The sequence below is a fragment of the Zoogloea sp. GW822-FHT05C07 genome, from assembly GCF_058800215.1.
The window spans coordinates 428644-450079 of the sequence record NZ_CM179510.1 but is presented as its reverse complement, the minus strand read 5'-3'; the positions used below and the strand labels follow the sequence as shown (position 1 = coordinate 450079).

General features: G+C 66.9%; 15 protein-coding genes. 10 read left to right on the top strand and 5 right to left on the bottom strand.

Annotation, left to right across the window (positions count from 1 at the left end):
- Positions 1-32 precede the first annotated feature (32 nt).
- The 5 genes from flgK (at position 33) to AC3QL2_RS02110 (ending at position 4987) form a co-directional block, all read left to right on the top strand.
- Positions 33-1409 carry a flagellar hook-associated protein FlgK gene (gene flgK / locus AC3QL2_RS02130; protein WP_493233600.1) on the top strand — a complete coding sequence of 459 codons (1377 nt, stop codon included), beginning with the start codon at positions 33-35 and terminating at the stop codon, positions 1407-1409.
- A 2-nt stretch (positions 1410-1411) separates the two neighbouring features.
- Positions 1412-1879, top strand: a complete 468-nt coding sequence (locus AC3QL2_RS02125; RefSeq protein ID WP_493233599.1) for a PilZ domain-containing protein — start codon at positions 1412-1414, stop codon at positions 1877-1879.
- Between the two features lie 8 nt (positions 1880-1887).
- Positions 1888-2799 carry a flagellar hook-associated protein FlgL gene (gene flgL / locus AC3QL2_RS02120; protein ID WP_493233597.1) on the top strand — a complete coding sequence of 304 codons (912 nt, stop codon included), beginning with the start codon at positions 1888-1890 and terminating at the stop codon, positions 2797-2799.
- Between the two features lie 15 nt (positions 2800-2814).
- Positions 2815-3837: a hypothetical protein gene (locus AC3QL2_RS02115; RefSeq protein ID WP_493233595.1), complete on the top strand. Its 1023-nt coding sequence runs from the start codon at positions 2815-2817 to the stop codon at positions 3835-3837.
- 274 nt (positions 3838-4111) lie between these two features.
- A complete protein-coding gene (locus AC3QL2_RS02110; protein WP_493233594.1) occupies positions 4112-4987 on the top strand; it encodes a flagellin N-terminal helical domain-containing protein in 876 nt (291 codons plus the stop codon).
- 104 nt (positions 4988-5091) lie between these two features.
- Here the strand turns inward: AC3QL2_RS02110 and AC3QL2_RS02105 are convergent, their stop codons facing one another.
- Positions 5092-5601, bottom strand: coding sequence for a hypothetical protein (locus AC3QL2_RS02105; RefSeq protein ID WP_493240342.1), 510 nt, complete (start codon positions 5599-5601; stop codon positions 5092-5094).
- Between the two features lie 189 nt (positions 5602-5790).
- Here AC3QL2_RS02105 and AC3QL2_RS02100 point away from each other — a divergent pair, with 189 nt between their 5' ends.
- Complete coding sequence (locus AC3QL2_RS02100) at positions 5791-6204, top strand: hypothetical protein (RefSeq protein ID WP_493233590.1); 414 nt, start codon at positions 5791-5793, stop codon at positions 6202-6204.
- A 146-nt stretch (positions 6205-6350) separates the two neighbouring features.
- Here AC3QL2_RS02100 and AC3QL2_RS02095 read toward each other — a convergent pair whose 3' ends face one another.
- The 4 genes from AC3QL2_RS02095 to AC3QL2_RS02080 form a co-directional block, all read right to left on the bottom strand.
- Positions 6351-8528, bottom strand: a complete 2178-nt coding sequence (locus AC3QL2_RS02095) for a protein-disulfide reductase DsbD family protein (protein ID WP_493233588.1) — start codon at positions 8526-8528, stop codon at positions 6351-6353.
- A 62-nt stretch (positions 8529-8590) separates the two neighbouring features.
- Entirely contained in the window at positions 8591-9277 is a 687-nt protein-coding gene (locus tag AC3QL2_RS02090) for a lectin (RefSeq protein WP_493233586.1), read from the bottom strand.
- Positions 9278-9476: 199 nt separating this feature from the next.
- Complete coding sequence (locus AC3QL2_RS02085) at positions 9477-12257, bottom strand: TonB-dependent receptor (RefSeq protein WP_493233584.1); 2781 nt, start codon at positions 12255-12257, stop codon at positions 9477-9479.
- A 309-nt stretch (positions 12258-12566) separates the two neighbouring features.
- Positions 12567-15431, bottom strand: coding sequence for a TonB-dependent receptor (locus AC3QL2_RS02080; protein ID WP_493233583.1), 2865 nt, complete (start codon positions 15429-15431; stop codon positions 12567-12569).
- 668 nt (positions 15432-16099) lie between these two features.
- Between AC3QL2_RS02080 and AC3QL2_RS02075 the strand changes: the two genes are divergently transcribed.
- The 4 genes from AC3QL2_RS02075 to AC3QL2_RS02060 all read left to right on the top strand — a co-directional run bounded on the left by AC3QL2_RS02075 (position 16100) and on the right by AC3QL2_RS02060 (position 21376).
- A complete protein-coding gene (locus AC3QL2_RS02075; protein WP_493233582.1) occupies positions 16100-18448 on the top strand; it encodes a DUF1549 and DUF1553 domain-containing protein in 2349 nt (782 codons plus the stop codon).
- A gap of 34 nt (positions 18449-18482) precedes the next feature.
- Positions 18483-19934 carry a DUF1501 domain-containing protein gene (locus AC3QL2_RS02070; protein WP_493233580.1) on the top strand — a complete coding sequence of 484 codons (1452 nt, stop codon included), beginning with the start codon at positions 18483-18485 and terminating at the stop codon, positions 19932-19934.
- 109 nt (positions 19935-20043) lie between these two features.
- Positions 20044-20628 carry a peroxiredoxin gene (locus AC3QL2_RS02065; protein ID WP_493233579.1) on the top strand — a complete coding sequence of 195 codons (585 nt, stop codon included), beginning with the start codon at positions 20044-20046 and terminating at the stop codon, positions 20626-20628.
- Between the two features lie 10 nt (positions 20629-20638).
- Positions 20639-21376 (top strand): c-type cytochrome, encoded by a 738-nt coding sequence (locus AC3QL2_RS02060; RefSeq protein WP_493233577.1) that lies wholly within the window; start codon positions 20639-20641, stop codon positions 21374-21376.
- Positions 21377-21436: the final 60 nt, after the last annotated feature.

Sequence of the window (21436 nt, the reverse complement as noted above, 5' to 3'; positions counted from 1 at the left end):
TTGCCGGCGCCCCGCTACAGGAAGAACCCGCCATGAGCCTCATCAACAACGCCCTGTCCGGCAGCCTGGCCGCCCAGGCCGCGCTCAACGCGACCAGCCAGAACGTCGCCAACGTCATGACCCCCGGCTACACCCGGCAGGGCGTGCTGCTGACCGCCCTCAAGCCGGCCTACAGCGGCCTGTCCGCCGGCAATGGCGTCGAGGTGTCGGCGCTGACGCGCTTCGCCGACAGCTACAAGAGCCAGCAGATGTGGCGGGCGGCGACCAGCCTCGGCCAGTACAACGTGACCCAGCCCTACCTGACCCAGCTGGAGCAGGTGATGGGCGACACGACCTCCGGCCTCAACAGCGGGCTGGACGCCTTCTTCAGCGCGCTCAACGCGGCCAGCGTGGACCCCACGTCGAGCCCGCTGCGCCAGCAGGTGATCACCACCGGCGAGGCGATGGCCCAGCGCTTCAACAGCCTCAACCAGGTGCTGTCCAACCAGCGCGCGTCGGTGCAGCAGCAGCGCACCGCGGCGGTCGGCCAGATCAACACGCTGACGACGGACGTGGCGACGCTGAACAAGCAGATCTCCGCCGCCCAGGCCGCCGGCGTCAATGCGTCCGGGCTGATCGACGAGCGGGACCAGAAGATCGATTCCCTGGCCAGCCTGGTCGGCGTGCAGGTGGTGGACCAGCAGGATGGCACGCGCAGCGTGTCCCTGCGCTCCGGCCAGCCGCTGGTGGTCGGCTCCATCGCCGCCACGCTGGGCGTGAGCGCCCAGCTCGATGGCTCGCAGACCCTCAGCGTGAGCTTCGCCAAGGAGAGCTTCAAGCTGCCGGTCAGCGGCCTGGGCGGCCAGCTCGGCGGGCTCGACAGCCTGGAGCGCAGCGTGCTGGTGCCGACCATGCAGTCGATCACCGAGATGGCCAGCCAGATGTCGACGGCCTTCAACACTCAGCTGGGCGCCGGCTTCGCGCTGGACGGCAGCCCTGGCAAGCCGCTGTTCATCTTCGACATGAGCAGCGTGACCGGCATGCTGCGGGTCGACCCTTCGGTCTCCGCGCAGGATCTCGGCTTTTCCGGCGATGCCACGCTGCCCGGCGACAGCGCCAACCTGAAGGTGTTGCTCGCCCAGCAGCAGGCGCCGTTGGCGCTGAGCGCGCTGGGCAGCGTCAGCCTCGGCGACGCGGTGACGCAGCTGGTCGGCAAGCTCGGCATGGACAGCCAGCAGAACCAGACCTCGCTGAAGACGGCCGAGACGGTACGCAGCCAGAGCGAGGACAGCTGGGCCTCCACCAGGGGCGTCAATCAGGACGAGGAGGCGATGAACCTGGTCCAGTACCAGCAGATGTACAAGTCGAACATGAAGGTCATTGCGGTGGCCAACGAGCTGTTCGACGCCACGCTGTCGATGCTGGGCTGACGATGTCCGTTGTCCCATCCGTGCCCGTCGGCGCCGGGGGCGGCCCGGCCGCCGTCGAGGAGGCCTTCGTGCAGCGCCGCCGCTATGCGCGCGTGCATGCGCCGGTCGGCCTGCCGTTCACCGCCGAGTTCACGCTGGGCGGGCGGCTGCGCGTGCTGGGCGTGGACAACGTCGCCCGCGGCGGCATCGGCCTGCGCGCCTCGCCGGCGCAGGCCGCGCTGCTGTACGTCGGGCGGCGCCTGCCGCGGGTGTGGATGGAGCTCGGGCCGGGCAGCGGCTTCCAGGCCGAGCTCGAAGTCCGCTCGCGGCGGGTTCTGCAGACTTTCCTGCTCGGCCAGCAATACGTGGTCGGGTGCCGTTTCACGGATCTGTCGGCGCCGGCGCAAGCCATCGTCGAACATGCGCTGGGCGAGCTGGAACGGCACCAGGGCGTGGCGGCGGAGCAGACAGTATCCCTTGAGAACCAGTGAGGCCCGCGATGCGCATTTCCACCACCCAGTACCACAGCACCATGAGCCGCACGCTGCAGACCGCCTCGTCGCGCCTCGAGAGCGTCATGCAGCAGATGTCCACCGGGCAGAAGCTGCTGCTGCCGTCCGATGACCCGATCACCGACGTGCGCCTGTCCCGGCTGAACCGGGAGGAGGCTGCGGTGAAGCAGTACCGGGACAACATCGGCGCGCTGCAGGTGCGCCTGCGCCAGAACGAGGCCAGCCTGGACAGCATGAACTCGGACATGCTGAGCGCCCGCGACCTGATGGTGTGGGCGCTGGACGGCTCGAACACCTCGGAGGACGTGGCCGCCATGTCTTCGTCCCTGAAGGCCATCGGCGACAGCCTGTTCTACGGCGCCAACGCCAAGGACCAGGAAGGCCGCTACCTGTTCTCCGGCACCAAGACGGCGACGCAGCCCATCGTCTACGACCCGACGAAAGCCCTCGGCTCCCGCTACAGTTACCAGGGCAACGCCGGCGAGCAGCAGGTGGCGGTGGGCAACGGCGTCACGCAGAGCGCCAACGTGACGGTCGGCGAGATGGCCGCCATGCTCAACCAGCTGGAGAGCACCGTCAGCATGCTGTCCGCGCCGGGCGCCAGCGCCAACGACCCGGCGACGCGGACGCAGCTGACCGCCACGCTCGACACCATCGACACGACGACCGGGCAGGTCAGCAGCAAGATCGCCCACCTGGGCGGCATGCAGAACATCCTCGAAACCCTCGACGGCAATTTCGCCAATGTCAGCCTGTCCAACCAGCAGGCGCTGATCGACCTCGGGCAGCTGGACTACGGCGACGCGGTGACCAAGCTTAACGGCTACAGCGAAGCCGCCCAGGCCACGCAGAAGGCCTACGCGCGGGTCAGCCAGCTGTCCCTGTTCGACGTGATCTGATCGATGGCGGCACCGATGCAGATTTCTGCTATCCAGGCCCGCGGCGCGGCGGCGGCCGGCGCTTCCGTCGCCGCCGCACGGGCACCTGGTTCGGCCGCGGCGGGGCGGGACGCGCTGGCGCAACGCGCCGCGCAGTTCGCCCTGCCGACGGGGGGCGGACTGGCCCTGAAGGAAGGCTTTAACCGGCAGGCCTCGGCGCTGCAGCAGACCAAGGCTTTCACCGGCCGCGCGCAGGCGCTGCTGTCCGATCTCAAGAAAGGCCTCGGTGACGCGCTGGCTGGGCAGCCAGCGGCCGAGGCGCGGGCGCCGCAGCAGGTGCGGCGCTTTGCCGATTTCTGGCAGAGCCGCCCGGCGGCCACCGACGGCAGCGTGGACGGCGCGCTGCGCCTGGTGGATGCCGGCACAGCCCGCCAGGGCTTCCGCCTGCGGGGCCTCGATACGCCCAATGTCGCCGCGGGGGACGCGGAGAGACTGCAGTTTTCGGTACGCGGCCAGGCGTCGGCGCCGGTGTCCGTCGAGCCGGGCCTGTCGCCGGTCAATCTCGGCCGGCGCCTCGATCTGGCGCTGGCTCCGCTCGGTGTGCGCGTCGCGGCGGATGCCGACGGCGTGCTGCAGTTCAGCGCCACCGAAGCCGACTGGCCGGCGGTGCGCGACAGCCTGCAGGTGAGAGGCGAGGGCCGGCGCTATCCGACCGGCCAGTTCAGCCGCGTGCGGATTGACGCCGATGCGGCGGCAATCCGCACCGATGGCTGGAAGACCGACAGCCCGACCGCGCTGCGCCAGACCCTGCGCGATGTGGTGCAGGCCGGGCAACAGGTGGGCGCGCTGCAGCGCGGTGCCGATACCGCGCTGAACAGCCTGGCGGCGCAGGCCGGCGATCCGTCCGCGGCCGAGCAGGCGCGCCGCGCCGCGGCCCTTGCGGCCCAATTCGAAACGCAGGCCGGCACGGCCTCGTTCGCCATGCTGGCCGACCTGCTGCCAGCCACCCGCGGCCTCACCCGCGAGCGCGTCACTGCGCTGCTGGCCGCCCAGGGCTGAATTCCGCATCCTCCGTGGCGGGCGGCTTCGCCGTCACGGCTCGCTTCCTCCGCGCCGCCCGGCGCACTCTCCGGGATTCCGGCCGTCATTTCCCTTTCATGCCATTTCCGTGATCGATGCGCGCCCGCGCGCTCGATCCCGCCACCGTTTTTTTGCGCATCACGCGAAAATTTCCTGCAGATCGATTTAAGGACTCCACCGGGGAGGTCGCCTTTGACTGATGAGGGCGCAGGAAACGGTGCCCGCAACGAAAAACCTCTTAAGGAGTCTTGCCATGCTCAGCCTGAACACCAACCTCGCTTCCCTGACCTCGCAGAATTCCCTCAGCGCGACGCAGAAGAACCTGTCCACCTCGATGGCCCGCCTGGGCACCGGCTACCGCGTCAATTCCGCGATGGACGACGCCGCCGGCCTGCAGATCGCGACCCGTCTGGACGCCCAGACCCGTGGCATGGCGGTGGCCCAGCGCAACGCCCAGAACGGCATCTCGATGATGCAGACCGCCGAAGGCGCTTTCAAGGAAGTCACCGACATCCTGCAGCGCATGAAGGATCTGGCCACCGAGGGCGCCAACGGCACCGCCAACACCGACGACAAGGCCGCGATGCAGTCCGAGTACGACTCCCTGTCGCAGGAACTCTACAACATCACCTCCAACACCTCCTTCGGCGGCTCCAAGCTGCTGGATGCGGCGAGCGGCTCCCTGGCCAACGCCTCCGGCGTGACCTTCCAGATCGGTTCCAGCGCCAACGAAACCATGAAGGTGGACATCAGCGCCAGCCTGAAGACCGGCGGCACCCTGGACGCCGCCCTGGTGGCCGCCAGCGCCAACAACTACAAGGCGGCTTCCGCCGGTGCCGGTACCGAAATCGGCGCCGCCGCCACCATCACCCTGCTGGATACCGCGCTGAAAGAAGTCGGCACCGTGCGCTCCGCCCTCGGCGCCGCCTCCAACCGCCTGGACCACGTCTATAACAACCTGGCCAACATGAGCACCAACACCTCCGCTGCCAAGGGCCGCATCATGGACGTGGATTACGCCACCGAAACCGCCAACATGACCTCCAAGCAGATGCTGATGCAAGCCGGCTCCGCCATGCTGAAGCAGTCCAACAGCATGTCCCAGATGGTCATGTCGCTGCTGCAGTAAGCCTCCGGAACAGGATGACGGACGCCCCTGCGCGGCAGGGGCGAAGCGCTACCCGATGGTGCCCCCCGTGCCGTCGGGTTTTTTGCGTTTACGGGGCGGGTTGGTCAGTCGGCCGCGGGCTGCCAGCCTGGGTGCTGGAAGTAGGTGCCGTAGTCCTGCAGGGCCCGCTGCAGGCGCGCGGCGCCGGCGTGGCGCCGGGCGGGGAGCTTGCTCCGCATCATCTCCGCGCCGCCGAGCATGTCGGCGATGACGAGGTGCAGCATTTCGTCGGTCTCCGGGGCCAGCCGGCAGTGTTCGACGGCGTAGGCGACCTTCTGGTCGACGGTGGCGGCGAGGGCCGCGTAGTCGCGCCGGCCGAAGCGCTCGCCGTGGATGGCCGGCAGCGCGCCGGCCAGCGCCCGGTTGATGTCGTCCATCACCTGGCGCAGCGGGGCGTCGGTTTCCCACTGGGCGCCGGCGTTCAGGTGCAGCCCGGCGGCCGGCGCGGCACCGTGATGGGCGTGATGAGGGTGATGGGCGTCGGCGGCGAAGGACGCCTGGGGAGCGGCCAGCAGCGCGAGGGCGCTGATCGCCAGGGTGATCCACGGTCTGGTCTGCATGTCTTTTTGTGCCATCGGTTCGGATTCCGGTCGCGCATTCTGGGCCCGGCGGGCGGCGGAGGGCTTTAACCGGGATCAAAGGGGACTGGATTGGGAGCGGATTCGGCGGCGAACCTGGGGGCCGGATTCGGCCGCCGACGCGCCGCGTCCGTCCGGCATTGCTATAGTTCGGGCCCGAACACGCATCAATCAGTGAGACGAAAAATGGCCCAGCAGGTGAGCAAGGTTTTCCAACACATCGACTTCGCGATCTGGCACGTGCCCCAGGCGGGCGGCTATGTGTACGAAGCGGTCGGCGTGGAGATCGACGACGACACCTACCAGGACAGTCCGTTTGAGGACAGCTACGAAGCCGCGCTGGAGGCAGCCTGCGAACTCTACGACGTGGAGGTCGGCAGCCTGGCGGCCGAGCTGCCGGTGGTGTACGCCAACAGCCTGTTCAGCGTGTATGCGACGCCGGATGGGGAGTTCCTGTTCCACTTCTCCAGTGAAGACAGCGAGGCGCCGACGCTGGCCAGCTACGCCGGCTTGCCGGGGCCGCTGTTCGACACGCGCGAAGAGGCCATCATCGCCGCCTTCGAGCAGGACCTGGAGCGCCGCAGCGAGCGGGGGGACTGATCGTCCCGCGATCTGATTCCCGCCGTGGCGGGATGGCAGCTTGAATGGAAGAGGGGCGGGGCGCCGTGTAGTCGGCGGCCCGCCCCTCGTTCGTTGCTGCGTGGCTTAGTCAGCGTACTTCACCGAGCCGCCGTAGGGCTTGGTGATTACTCCTTGGCGAGTTTGGAGGAAGCGGTGGCCGGCCCAGCCGCGGCGATGGCGGACAGGACCGTGGCGGGGGTGAGCAGCTGCGGCAGCACCTGCGGCGCGTTGCCGGCGCCGGCCGGGTAGAGCAGGTAGAGCGGCACGCCGCTGCGCCCGAACTCCGCCAGGTGGGCGGAGATCTGCGGGTCCTGGTTGGTCCAGTCGCCCTTCAGGTAGGTGATGCCGGCCTGGCGGAAGGCGTCGGCCACGCCGGCGTCACTGAGGGCGACCTTTTCGTTGGCCAGGCAGGTGATGCACCAGGCAGCGGTGAAATTGACGAATACCGGCTTGCCGGCGGCGCGCAGTTCGTCGAAGCGGGCCTTGCTGTAGGGCTCCCAGGCGTGCTTGGCGGCGCCGGCGGTGGCTGGCGTGGCCGCGGCCTGCACGCCGGCGTAGCCGCCGAGCAACGCCGTGAGCAGCGTCAGCACAGCCAGGCCGGTGCTGCCGTGGCGGGCGAACACGTGGGCGTTGCGGCTGCTGTCGTACAGCCAGGCGGCGAAGGCGATGGCCAGCATGCCGCCCAGCGCGATGGCGATGGCGTTGGGACCGGCCTGCTGGGCGAGCACCCACACCAGCCACACGGCGGCGCCGTACATCGGGAAGGCCAGTGCCTGCTTGACCCATTCCATCCACACGCCGGGGCGCGGCAGCGCACGCTGCAGCGCCGGCCAGAAGCACAGCAGCAGATAGGGCAGGGCGAGGCCCAGGCCGAGGCTGAGGAACACTGCCAGCAGCACCGGCGCCGGCTGGCCCAGTGCGAAGCCGAGGGCGGCGCCCATGAAGGGGGCGGTGCACGGCGTGGCGACCACCGTGGCCAGCACGCCAGTGAAGAAGCTGCCGGCATAGCCCGGCTTGTCGGCCAGCGAGGCGCCGATGCCGGCCGCCGAGGCGCCCAGCGTGAACACGCCGGACAGGCTGAGGCCGACCGCGAACATCAGGTAGGCCACCGCCAGCACGAAGGGCGGCGACTGGAACTGGAAGCCCCAGCCGACCTGGGCGCCGCCGGCCTTGAGGGCGATCAGCACGGTGCCGAGGGCCGCGAAGCTGGCCAGCACGCCGGCGGTGTAGGCGAGGCCCTGCAGGCGGACCAGCCGGCGGTCGTGGCCAGCGTGGCGCAGCAGCGACAAGGCCTTGATCGACAGTACCGGGAAGACGCAGGGCATCAGGTTGAGGATCAGCCCGCCGGCGAGGGCCAGCAGCACGGCCATGCCGATGGAGAGGTCGGAGCTTCCGGCGTTGTCGCCGGTTGGCGGCGCCACGGCGCTGGCCCCGGCAGCGACGGACACCGGCGCGGCGATGCGGTAGCCGCGGGTCTGGCCATCATCGTCGCGAATGCTCAACACGCCGGCCAGGGTTTCGCCATCCTTCGGCGGCTCGTCACCGGGCTTGATGCGGATCTCGAGGGCATTGCCGACCACCGCGACCGGCTGCGGCGCGTCGTGGGCGGTCTTGCCCCACTGCTCGGCGTAGAACCACAGCTCGCCGGGGGCCTGGCTGGCGAAACGGGCGGCCAGCCGCGTATCGGCGATGCGCAGCGTCAGCGCGTCCTTGCCCATGCGGGCGTCGACGGGCCACGGGCTGCTTGCCGGGAGGCGGGCGCGGGCCGCTTCGATCAGCGGGCTGCCGGGGCCGACGGCGCTGCCGGCGGCCTGCACGGGCAGCGTCAGCTCCAGCTCGACCTGCTGCGGGATGCAGCTTTCCTGGCAGACCAGCCAGACCACCGTGGCCTTCACCGGGAAGCGTCCGCCGGCCGGCAGCTTGGCCGGCGCCGTGACGGTGGTGAGCAGCGTGACTTCGTTTTCGTAGCCGTAGTTGACCACCGGGCCGAGCTTGAAGCGGCCGGGCGTCGGCCACTGGATGTCGCCGGCACGGGCGCCGTCGGGCAGCGTCCACGCGATCTGCGTGGCGAGGCCGGAGTCGCCGGGATTGACCCAGTAGGTGTGCCAGTGGGGAATGATCTTCTGGCGCACGCCGAGCTGGATCTCGTCGCCGGGGTGGATGGCGGCGGCCGAGGCGACGAGTTCGGCCTCGACCTGCGGCGTGCTGGCGCGGGACGACGCGGCGAAGCCGGCATCGGTGGCCAGGCTCAAGGCCAGCATGGCCAGGCCGGCGGCGAAGCGGGCGATCGGAAAGTGGCGCATGGCGGTCATCGGGCGGGGCCAGGCCCCGCGCAGAGGCCCCGGCCAGGCCGGGGTGGGGTGGATCAGTTGGTGGCGAAGCAGTAGAAGTAGCCGGCGCCGCCGGTGGCGATCAGCGCGTCCTGGCTGCAGCCGCGGCTGCCGTGGGTGGAGTTCCACGACACGTTGCCGCCGGTGGCGCCGCGGTTGGTGCGGTCGGAGTGGCCCAGCTGCACGCTGCCTTCGCCGCTGCTCGTGTAGTTCTTGCAAGTGTGGTCGGCGGCGTCGGCGTAGGCGCGGCCGTCGGGCTTGGAGCCGGTGATGATGTCGTGCTGGTTCGGGGTGTCGCCGACGCCCTTGATCGGATCGCCCTTCTCGGTCAGCGCGGTGGTGCGGTGCAGGTTGCTACCGAGCTGGCCCAGCTCGACGGTGTCGCCGTGCAGGTGGGCCACGTCGTTGGCGATGATGGCATTCTTGGCGTTGGCCCACGGGCCCTTGCCGATGCGGTCGCGGGCGTTGACGGCCGGCTGGCCGTCGGCGGCCTGGGTGCTCAGGTAGGCGTGCCAGGTCCGGTTGCCGGCGCCGACGGCGGCGGCCAGCTTCTGGCAGTGGGCATCGGCGCCGGCCAGGCCGCCCAGGTCGGCACCCTTGCCGACTCCAATGCTGGTGACGAAGAAGCCGAGGGGCAGCTTGGGGGCCTCGGTGACCTGCTGGGCGATGGCGGCGCCGGCAGCGAGGACGAGGGCGGCAGCGATGAGGGTGGTGCGTTTCATGCGGTGTTTCCTGGAGTGGTTGTAAAGATGGTATTCAGCTCGCCGGGCTGTCGGTGGCCAGGCGCGGCTGGCCCGGCGGTGGAACCGACACAGGAGACGTTTCACCGGAGTGCTCTTCTTGTGACGGACGACAGGGGCCGGAAACAAAGATCCCCCCGGTGGCCCGGGGGAAGTCTTTGTATGAGGGGAGGGCTTTTGCTTACAGCTTGCCGGTGAACATCACGCCGACCCAGCGCGGAACGGCCGGGGTGTAGCTGTTCCAGGTGGCGGACAGCGGGGTGCTGTCGTTGAAGGCGTTCTTCACCAGCAGGCTTACGTCGTAGGAGCGGTCGGCCTTGCCGATGCCCACCGACAGGTCGGTGACGCTGTAGTCCGGAATCCAGGAGTAGCTGGACAGGGACACGTCGGAGTTGAAGCGGCTGTAGTAGGCCGTGTTGAAGCTGGCGTGGAACACCTTGTCGCCGAACACCGGGCGGTTGTAGTCGGCGCCGACGTTGAAGGTCCACTTCGAGGCGCCCGGCAGGGTCTGGCCGGAGACGTCCTGGTAGGGCGCCGCGCCGGTGTAGCCGTTCTCGTTGGGCTGCGCGGAGTTCGTGAAGTCCTTGTAGCGGGCATCCGTGTAGGCGCCGGAGAAGCGGAGCGTGGTGTTCTTGATGCCGGCATACACGCCGTCGAACTCGACACCCTTGGACTGCACCTTCGGCACGTTGCCGGTGGCGTTGGTGTAGTAGACGGTGCCGTCGGCCTTCAGGGCGGTCGTGTACGCGTCAAGAACCCGCGTGGTCTGCTGGTAGTTGCGGATGTTGGTGACGTAGACGTCGGCATTGAGGATCAGCGTCTTGTCGAGCAGCGCGGACTTGAAGCCGACTTCGAAGGAGTCGTTCTTCTCCGGCTTGACCTGGTTGGAGATGCCGTTGGTGAGCTGGGCGATACCGGCCTTCTCGCCGTGTTGCCAAGAGGTGTAGGCGGTCAGGTTGTTGTTGAACTTGTAGCTCGGGCTGATCACGAAGGCCGGCAGCACCGCGCGGTAGGGCTCGGCCTCGGTGCTGTTGAAGACCACGCCGATGTTGGAGGCGCGGATGTTCTTGGCATCGGCCACCTGTTGCTTCTGGGCGGCGGAGAGGGCCGAGTAGGAGGCGAGGTTGAAGTACTTCTGGGCGACCAGGTTGGCGACGGCCAGTTGCGCTGCATTGTTGGTGCCCAGCACGCCCTTGGCGTCGGAATCGAAGCCGCCGAGCTGCACGCCATTGACCGAGACCGGGTTCAGCTCGCCGCCGTTGCCGTTGTCCTTGATGTAGCTGCTGCCGGTGTTGGTGCGGTCTTCCTGGGTCAGGCGCAGGCCGGTGGTGATGGTGAAGGGCTCGGTGATGTGCCAGTTGGCCTGGCCGAAGATCGCCGTGCTCTTGTTGTTGATCGCCTGGTAGCCGGTCGGGCTGTTGAAGGACATGGACAGCCGACCGAGGGAGTTCTGCATCAGCGAGCGGCCGGCGGCGTCGGCATCCAGACGGTTGTACTGGGCGGTGCTGGCGAACCATGCGCCGGCGTCGTTGCCCCACGACTTGCGGTAGTCGTTGCTGTTGTGGACGTTGATGAAGTACAGGCCGGTCTGGTAATCGACGAAGCCGCCGGGCTTGGAGCTCAGGCGGATTTCCTGGCTGACCTGGCGGTAGTCGTTCCAGAAGCCGCCGGAGTTGGTGTTGATGTCGAAGGGCGTGCCTTCGTCATTCACCGCATTGAAGTGGTAGTCCTTGTAGGCGGAGATGGAGGTCAGCGTGTGGCTGCCCAGGTCCCAGTTGAGCTCGGCGGAGGCGCCGCGGCTGCCGGTGACCAGGCCGCGGGCGGCATCCACATTGACGGCGTTCTGGCCGCCGCCGTAGAGGTAGTTGTTGGCGTAGCTGTAGCTGCCCTGGGTGAACCAGCGGCGGCCCAGGCGCGTCGAGGCGTCGGTGCTGAGCGGGTTGGTGGAGCCGTTGGCGTAGGTGGCCGGTGTCGGCGTGTAGATGGTGCGGCCGTTGGTGGTTTCGGACGAGCGGGGCTGTAGTTCCAGCGAGACGCGGGCGTTGAAGTCCGGTGTCGGCGTGAGCAGGAACTGGACGCGGCCGGAGACGCGCTCGATGTTCTGGTAGGTGAGGTCCGGGTTGTTGGCGTTGTAGATGTCGCCGCGGCCCTTTTCGACGACGAAGCTGCCGCGCCAGGCCAGCAGGTCGTCGATCAGTGGGCCGCCGGCGGCGAGCTTGCCGATCAGGCGGTCGCGCTGGCCGAAGGTCAGGGAGTAGTCGGCGCTGGGCGTGAACGAGGGTTTGCGGGTGACGATGTTGACTGCGCCGAGGCTGGCGTTCTTGCCGAGAAGGGTGCCCTGGGGGCCGCGAGTAACTTCCACTGCTTCGATGTCGTGGAAGTTGAAGCTGGAGGTCAGCGCGTTGTAGGCGTAGCTGACGCCGTCCACGATCACGCCGACCGGCGGGTCCTGGGCCTCGGTCTGGCCCTGCTTGCCGATGCCGCGGATCGACAGGCTGGAGGTGCGCTGGTTGCCCTGGTTCCAGGAGATGTTGCCGGCCCGCTTGGTGATCTCTGCGATGTCGCCGGCGCCGAGGCGGTCGAGTTCCTTGCCGGTGACCACGGAGACCGACAGCGGTACGTCCTGCAGGCGTTCGATGCGGTTGCGGGAGCGGATCACCACGGCGTCGAGGGCGGTGGGTTCTTCCTTGGCCGGCGCGGCGGTTTCGTGGGCTGCCGCGGCGGAGGCGGCGGGCGCGCTGCCGCCTTCCTTCTGCTGCAGTTCCTGCTGGGCTTTTTCAAGGGCCTGCTTGAGGCGGCTGATTTCCGATTGCAGCTCGGCACTGGATTTTTCCTGGGCGTGGACGGCACCGCTGGCGAGCACCGAAACGGCGGCGATGGCGGCGGCCACGGGGGACAGGCGGAAACGGGCGGCGTTGCGACGGGCGATGGAGCGCGGTCGAACCTGGGTGTGGCTGGTCATGACGGGAGTGTTCCTCTTGGAAATATTCGAGGACACATTCCGCAATAGCTATGCCACGCCGGCTAATCGGGCTTATAAGAAATAAGGAAATCCATATTCCGTCCAATAAGTCGTGGAAATACAGTGATTTTTTTGCCGGCTTTGGTCTTATTTACGTAATGACGGATAAGAATCGTCAAAAAGACGTAAGCAAATGAAAAACGATTTCGGTGCTGATTAGGCAGCAGCCGCGCATTCAGATTGTTTGTTGCGATGCAGCTGCGCCCGCCCGGTGGCGGGGCGGGCGCATTTCCGGTCACTCCGGCCGGATCAGAGCTTGCCGCTGAACACGATGCCGTACCAGCGTGGGTAGGGGTAGGGCGTGTAGCTGGCCCAGCCCTGCTCGTGGGCGGTGTCGTTGAAGGCGTTCTTGGCGATGAAGGTCACGTCGTAGTTGCCCCTGACGTGGCCGAGGCCGATGGCCAGGTCGGTGGTGGCGTGGTCGGGCACCCAGGCGTAGTCGGAGATCAGCTCGTCGGTGTTGGCCTTGCCGGTGTAGGCGGTGGTGAAGCTGGCGTGGAAGACCTTGTCGCCGAACACCGGGCGGCGGTATTCGCCGCTCAGGTTGGCCTGCCAGTACGGGGCTTCACCCAGCCGCGTGCCGCTGCGGTCGATGAAGGGGTTGGACAGATAGGCCAGTTCGGATGGCTTGCCGGCGTTCTTGAAATCCTTGTAGCGGGCGTCGTTGTAGGACGCCGCCAGGCGGAAGCTCGTGAAGGGGATGCCGTTGTAGGTCGCGTCCAGCTCGACGCCGGAGACCTGCACCTTGTTCACGTTGCCCTGCACGCTGGCATAGGCGGTGGGGTTGGCGATACCGTTCTTGATGTTGTCCTGGGTGGCAAAGTCATCCACCGCGACGACCGTCTGCTGGTAGTCCTTGATGTCCATCAGGAAGACATCGGCATTGAGCGTGAGCGTCTTGTTGAGCAGGAAGGTCTTGATGCCCAGCTCGTAGGCGTTGGTCTTTTCAGGCTTGACCGTGGTCGGGATGCCGTTCACTACCAGCGCCGAGCCTGACTTTTCGCCGTACTGCCAGCTCGCGTAGGCGGTGATGTCGTCGTTGATCTTGTACTTCGGGCTCAGTACCGCGGAATAGAGCTGGTCCTTGTAGTCGCTGCGTACGTTGTTGACCAGCGTGGCGATCTGCGACGCGCGGATCGCCTTGGCGGCGGCCACCTGGGCCTTCTGGACGGCGCTCAGGTCCGCATAGTTGGCGACGCCGAAATACTTTTGCGCGATGGCGTTGGCCTGGGCCAGCTGGGCTGGGCTGTTGGTGCCGGTGAGGTTGCCGGCGGTGCCGTTGGCGACGCTGGCCGTAGTGTAGGCCACCGAGCTGAAGCCGCCGAAGGACTGGGTGTTGCCGGCGCCGTCGATGCGGACGGAGACCGGGTTCAGCGCGGTGCCGTAGCCAAGGTTGTTGAGGGCGTTGAACTGCGTTGTCGAGCGGGCCTCCGTGCCGATGCGCAGGCCGGCAGTGACGGTCAGCTGGTCGGTGACATGGATGTTGGCCTGGCCGTAGATCGCCTTGCTGAAGCTCTTGATGTACTGCTCGCCCCACTTGTAGAGGCCGCTCAGGGAATCGGTGGCCAGCGCGCGGCCGGCACCGACGTTGGTGCCGGCGTTGGTGATCAGCGTGCCGTACTGGGCGTTGTTGGCGAACCAGGCGCCGGCGTCGGCACCGTAGCCGGAGCGGGATTCGACCTCGTCCTCGGTGCGCAGCAGGAAGATGCCGGTCTGGTAGTCGATGAGCTTGTTCGGTTTGCCGGTCAGGCGGAATTCCTGGCTGGCCTGGTTGTAGAAGACGCTGCCGCCGCCCAGCTTGCTGATGTCGAAGGGGGTGCCCTCGTCATTGCGGGCCTGGAAGGTGTATTGGCGGTAGCCGGTGATCGACGTGAGGGTGTGGGTGTCGTTGAGGTTGTAATTGAGCTCCGCGACGGCGCCGTTGCTGGAGGCGATCTGGCCCTGGGTCTCGTTCTGGTAGACCTTGCCTTCCCGGGTGATGCTGTTGATGTAGGTGTCGTAGTTGAAATTGCGGCCGGCGAACCAGCTGCGGTTGAGGCGGGTGCGGGCGCCGGTGCCGCTGGGGTCCACCAGTGTGCCGTTGGCGTAGTTGAGCGGCGTGTCCACGAAGTTGGTCAGGCCGTTCTGTAGCTGCGGCGCGCGCGGCTGGATGTCCACGCTCAGCTTGGCGTTGAAGTCCGGCGACGGGGTCAGCAGGAACTGCGTGCGGGCGCTGACCCGGTTGCGGTTGTACATGGTGTCGAGCTGCTTGTTCGAGTCTTCCGCGACGGTGTAGTAGCCGCGCTGGTTGTCCACGATGAAGGAGCCGCGCCAGGCCAGCAGGTCATCGATGATCGGGCCACCGAGGGCGCCCTTCAGCATCACGGTTTCCCGCTGGCCGTAGGTGATCTCCAGGTCGGAACTGGGCGTGAAGGACGGGGCCTTGCTGGTGATGGTGAGGGCACCGGCGCTGGCGCCCTTGCCCTGCAGCGTGCCCTGCGGGCCGCGGGCCACTTCCACCGACTGGATGTCGTAGAAGTCGAAGTTGCCGAGTTGGGACAGGCCGTAGGGTACGCCGTCGACGATGATGCCGACGCTGGGGTCCTGGGTTTCGGTGAAGCCGCGTCGGCCAAGGCCGCGGATCGACAGGGACGAGCCGCGGGTGTTGTTCTGGTTGAAGGTGATGTTGCCGAGGCGCTTGGTGATGGCCTCGAAGTCGGAAGCCTGCTCCCGCGCCAGCTCGCCGCCGGACACCACGGAAACCGATACCGGCACGTCGTGGAGCTTTTCCAGCTGGCGGCGGCTGCGGATCACCACCGAATCCAGGGACTGGGGCTTGACGGCTTCGGCGGCCTCCTCGGGCGTGGGGGGCGCTGCCACTGCGGGGGCGGCCGCTGGCGCCGCGGCGGTGGGCGTGCCACGCGATTTTTCGAGTTCCTTTTTGAGCTGCTGGATTTCCGCATTGGCCCGGTTCAGCTCGCCCTGCAATTCGGTGGCCGTCTTGTCTTCCGCGGCGTGCAATGAGGTGGACGAAATGGCGAGGCCGGCGATCAGCAGCGCAGAAATCGGTTTGCGGCGGAAGGCGGGCGGAAACGCAGAATAGGAATCAGGTGTTCGGTGGGATCGGTCGGTCATGGTGGCAGCTCTCGTTTTCTACTGATATGTAAATGGACGAAATGCTGCCAGCAACCGCTGTGCCAATCGAACTTCCGGTTTAACGGCTTGTTGTCTTGTAAATAAATTCAATCCTTGTGATTGTTTTAATGGGAAAAATTAAAGTCGATGTGCGTATCCACTAGCGCGGTTTTGCATATCTTTAAAAGATATGCTGTTTGATTGTGCGCAACTCTGGATTTGTTGATGTGATTATCTGAGCAGCCCTTGTCGGGATATGAATGGACGGCTTTTATCAGCCATTTTTTGTTCCCGGGGCAATTCGCTGCCTGCCTGCGGACAGGGGCTGTGTGCTGGGCAGCAGCGCGCTGGCGGAACGTGCTGCTGCTTCAACATCGTCTGCTGCAGGGGCTTTCCGAAAAGCGCTGTCCGGCATCTTGCCTTGACGAAAAAGATCCTTTTGAAACATTGGTTTGCCGTGGAGTGCGACGCTTTTGTGACGCTCTCCGGGTATTGGCATGCTTGATGCGAATGAAATGGTCGCTGCGTTCGGAGCGTCCTTCTGTGGCTTTCACCCCGGACTTCCGTGACGCCTTATCTATTTCCAGGAATCGCATCGGGTGGTGGCCGGCGTGTTCGCCAGTCCGACGCTTTTCGGTTGTCATTAAATGGCCTTTGGGAGTTGGTTGATGTCAAAAAGAAAAGGGATCTATATCGCGGTTGCGTTGGCGCTGAGTGCGCCGCTCATTCACGCGGAAGGGGACGGCAAGGCCGCTGCGGCGCCGGCGACGGTAGCCGCCAAAGCGGTGCCGAACGGCTGGGCCTATCAGCCCGTCAAGCAGCAGCAGGCACCCGCAGTGAAGCAGCAGAAATGGGTGCGTACGCCGATCGATGCGTTCGTGCTGGCCCGCCTCGAGGAAAACGGCATCAAGCCGTCGTCGGAAGCCGACCGCTCCACCTTCATCCGCCGCGCGACGCTCGATGCCTGGGGTCTGCTGCCTACGCCGGAAGAGGTCAAGGCCTTCGTCAATGACAAGTCGCCGAACGCCTACGAAAAGCTCGTCGACCGCCTGCTGGCCTCCCATCACTTCGGCGAGCGCCAGGCCCGCCGCTGGCTCGACCTGGCCCGCTACGCCGACAGCTCCGGCTTCCAGAACGATTCGACCCGCCCGAACAACTGGCGCTATCGTGATTACGTGATCAAGGCTTTCAACGACGACAAGCCCTTCGACCGTTTCATCCGCGAACAGGTGGCCGGCGACGAACTGTGGCCGGACAGCCAGGAGGCCAAGATTGCCACCGGCTTCATCGCCGGCTATCCGGACAACGCCAACTCCCGCGACCTGGTGCAGCGCAAGTACCAGATCACCACCGACATCACCGACACCATCGGCGAGACCTTCCTGGCGTCGACCATCGGTTGCGCCCGCTGCCACAACCACAAGTCCGACAAGGTCAGCCAGAAGGAATACTTCCAGCTGCAGGCCTTCCTCGCCAACACGTCCTTCGACCAGCGCACGCCGCTGGCCAAAGGCACGGAAACCGCGTGGGACAAGAAGTTCGCCGAGCAGCAGGCCAAGTACCGCGAGGCCACCAAGGAAATCCGCGACAAGCAGGCGGCAATCCTCAAGCCCTATCGCGAAGCGGCCATCAAGTACCAGAAGGAGCGTTACCTCACCGACAGCCGCGAATCGATCTTCAAGGCCGAGAGCGACTGGAACGCCCTCGACCGCTGGGTGAATTTCCGCCACAAGACGGTCTTCAATCCGGACACCGACACCGCCGGCTACCTGCGCCTGACCGCCGAGAGCAAGGAGCACCAGGATTACTCCCCCGACCGCGTGACGGCCTGGAAGGAATACCAGAAGCTGCAGGCCGAGCTGCGCAAGTTCGACAACCTGCGCCCGATCAGCGGCTCGGTGAACATCACCGCTGCGACGGAGCTGGGTCATTCCGACTCGCCGCCGACCTTCGTGCGCTTCGGCGGCATCCATGAACGCCCGACCGACGAAGTGCAGCCCGGCATTCCGGCCCTGTGGGGCGGCGACAAGCTCGACATCAAGCCGACCGCCACCTCGTCCGGCCGCCGCACCGCCTACGCCAACTGGCTGGCCAGCCCCAACAACCCGCTGACGCCGCGGGTCTACGCCAACCGCGTGTGGAGCCAGTACTTCGACAAGGGCATCGTGCCGACCGTCGCCGACTTCGGCCGCGCCGGCGAGAAGCCGACCAATCCGGAACTGCTCGACTACCTGGCCAGCTCCTTCGTGAAGAACGGCTGGAGCGTCAAGAAGCTGCACAAGGAGATCCTGCTGTCGGCGGTCTATCGCCAGTCGTCCGAGGAGCGTGCGGACGTCGCCAAGATCGATCCGAAGAACCAGCTGCTGGCGGTCTATCCGCGCAAGCGCCTGGAGGCCGAGGAGATCCGCGATGCGCTGCTGTACGCGTCTGGCCAGCTGACCGATGTGGTCGGCGGTCCGTCTGTGTTCCCGCCGATCGCCAAGGTGCTGGAAGGCGGCCAGGCCGACTTCGACGGCAACCGCCAATGGACGGTGTCGAAGGACAAGGCCGACTGGAACCGTCGCAGCATTTACATCTTCAGCCGCCGCAGTCTGCCGTATCCGCTGCTGCAGAACTTCGACCCGGCCAACCCGTCGCAGGCCCACCACAAGCGTGACGTGACCACCACCCCGCTGCAGGCACTGACCCTCTTCAACAGCGACATCGTGGTCAATTGGTCACAGGCGCTGGCCGGCCGGATCATCAACGAAGCGGGCAAGGAGCAGTCCGCCCAGCTCAGCCGCCTGTACCAGATCCTGTTCTCCCGCGAGCCGAACAAGACCGAGCTGGCGGCGCTGAAGGAGTTCCTGAACAAGGAAGAGGCGATCGTCCAGAAGAAGGTGGCTGACGGCAAGTTCGAGGCTGCGGTGCCCATCGGCCTGAAGGTCCCGGGCGCCATCAACCCGGTGCGCGGCGCGGCCTTCGTGGATCTGGTGCACACCGTCGCCAACTCCAACGACTTCGCCTACCGCTTCTGATCGACCCCAACATCTGACGACAAGGAAAACAACCATGAGCATCAACCGTCGCGACTTCCTGCTCAAGAGCGGTCTCGGGCTAGGCGCCGCCGCTGCGACCGGCTTCATCCCCGGTCTCGGCTACATCAACGCGGCCACCGCCGCCGAACTGATCGACCCGCTGGCAGCCAAGCAGCCGCACTTCCCGGGCAAGATCAAGTCGGTGATCTGGCTGCACCAGAACGGCGCTCCGTCCACGCTGGACCTCTACGACTACAAGCCGGAGCTGGAGCGCCTGGCCGGTACGCCGGTGCCGGCGTCCTTCCTGAAGGGCATCAAGACATCCACCCAGGGCGGCGTGAGCAAGCTGTTCGCCTCGAAGGAACGCACGTGGAAGCAGTACGGCCAGAGCGGCGCGTGGTTCTCCAATCTGCTGCCCAACCTCGCCCAGCACGCCGACACGCTGACCTTCATCAAATCCAGCGTGACCGTCGGCGCGACCCACGACATCTCCATCCTCAAGCTCAACACCGGCGACCTGAACCCGGGCCGTCCGTCGCTGGGCGCATGGATCACCTACGCGCTGGGCTCCCTGAACCCGGATCTGCCGCCCTACGTGGTGCTCTACAACGGCGAGCAGGAACCCAGTGCCGGCTCGGTGAACTGGAGTTCCGGCTTCCTGCCGGCGGTCTATCAGGGCACCGCCTTCCGTCCGGGCGAATCCCCCATCCTCTACCTGGAGCGCCCGGACCTGCGTTCCGCCTCCCAGCAGCGCGCGTCGCTGGACTTGTTGAAGCAGCTCAACCGCTTCGGCGGCGACCGCCGTCCGTCCGACACTGAGCTGCGCGCCCGCCTGGAGTCCTACGAGCTAGCCGACCGCATGCAGACGGCCGCGCCGGCGGCGGTGGATCTCTCCAAGGAGTCCGAAGCCACCCTCAAGCTGTACGGCATCGACGACCCCACCAGCGAGAGCTACGGCAAGGTGCTGCTGCGCGCCCGCCGCCTGGTGGAGCGCGGCGTGCGCTTCGTGCAGGTGGTGTCCGGCTATCCCGGCAACGTCTCCGACCAGGAGCGCCGCAGCTGGGACGCCCACAGCGATCTGGACGGCAACCACGCCACCCAGGCGCGCATGGTGGACAAGCCCATCGCCGGCCTGCTGACCGACCTGAAGGCCCTCGGCCTGCTCGACACCACGCTGGTGGTGTGGGCCTCCGAGTTCTCCCGCACCTCGTGGGGTGAGAGCGGCACCGGCCGCGACCACAACCCGTGGGGCTACACCCAGTGGATGGCCGGCGGCGGCCTGAAGGCCGGCTTCACCTACGGCGAGACCGACGAGATCGGTTTGCAGGTGGCGGACAAGGAGAAGGGCGTGGATACCTACGACCTGCACGCCACCGTGCTGCACCTGATGGGCCTCGACCATCTCAAGACCACCTTCCTGAACAACGGCCGCTCCGAGCGTCCGACGGTGGTCTACGGCAAGGTCGTCAAGGAGCTGCTGGCCTGAGGGCTGGTGCTGCCGGGCGGGTGCCGGGAGAACCGGCGCCCGCCATTCCCGCAGGGTGGCGCGGTGCGCCATCCGACGAACAACATGCAATTCCCCAATTGGATCCCGTATGAAGCGATCTCTCCTGTCCGGCCTGCTGCTCGCCGGCGTACTCGCGGCGCCCGCGTTCGCGGCCCTCAACGAGGGCGACAAGGCACCGGAATTCAGCGCCCAGGCTTCGCTGGCCGGCAAGGCCTTCAACTACTCCTTCCGCGACGCGCTGAAAAAGGGGCCGGTGGTGGTCTATTTCTACCCATCGGCCTTCACTGGCGGCTGCAACCTGCAGGCCCACACCTTCGCCGAGAACATCGACAAGTTCAACGCTGCCGGTGCGACGGTGATCGGCGTCTCCCTCGACAGCATCAAGCGGCTCAACGCCTTCTCGGCGGACCCGCAGTACTGCGCCAGCAAGGTTGCGGTGGCCTCCGATCCGGATGGCCGGATCGCCAAGTCCTTCAACCTGGCGGTGGCCGACGTGCCGGCCGGGCGCAAGGACTCCCGCGGCGAGGACATCGACCACGGCCGCGTGGACCGGGTGACCTTTGTCGTCAAACCCGATGGCCAGGTCGCCGCGACGATCGGCGGCGTAGCGCCGGTGGAGAACGTCGAGAAGGCACTCGAAACGGTGACGCGGCTGGCGTCCGCAAGGCGCTGAGGGTCATCGTTTGAGTTTGACTGTTCGCAAGGCCCCGGGCCTGGCCTGGGGCGCGGGAGGTTGCGTGGCCCTGGTGCTGGCAGCCTTCCTGTCCGGGCCGGTGGCGGCCCAGGCAATAAAGAGCAAGGGGAAGTCGGTAACGGGGGCGGTGCCTGTCGCGGCCGCCTCCGCACCGCGTAGCGGTGATCCGGTCGCCGGCGCCCGCAAGTCGGACGACGAGCGCTGCCAGGAATGCCATGGCGTCGACGGCCACGGCTTCGACCAGAGTGCCAGCTCCGAAGGTCGGCATCCCAAGCTCGGCGGCCTGCCCGCCGACTACATCGTCAAGCAGATCGCCGATTTCCGCAGCGGCGCGCGCAAGCACGACGTGATGACGGTGATGGCGCGCACCGTCGATCCGGCCGACATCGCCGACATCGCGGCGTACTTCGCCAGCCAGAAGGCGATGGCGGGTGACGGCAAGGGCGACGACGCGGTGGGGCGCAAGCTCTTCGAGGGCGGCGATCCGGCCCGCGGCGTGGATGCCTGCGTGGCCTGCCATGGTCCGGCCGGGAAGGGGATCGCCGGGCTGGGCGCCGCCTCGCCGCCGATCGGCGGGCAGGAGTGGCGCTACCTGGAGAAGCAGCTGCTCGACTGGCGCAGCGGCGACCGCAGCAACAGCCGCGACGGGGTGATGAACCGCATCGCCAGATCCCTCAGCGACGAGGAGGTGAGGGCGCTGGCGAACTACCTGTCCGCGCAGCGCTGAGAGGGCGCCGTGCGGTGCTGGGCAGCCTCTGTTGGCGGTGCAGCATTTGCGTTGTGCCCG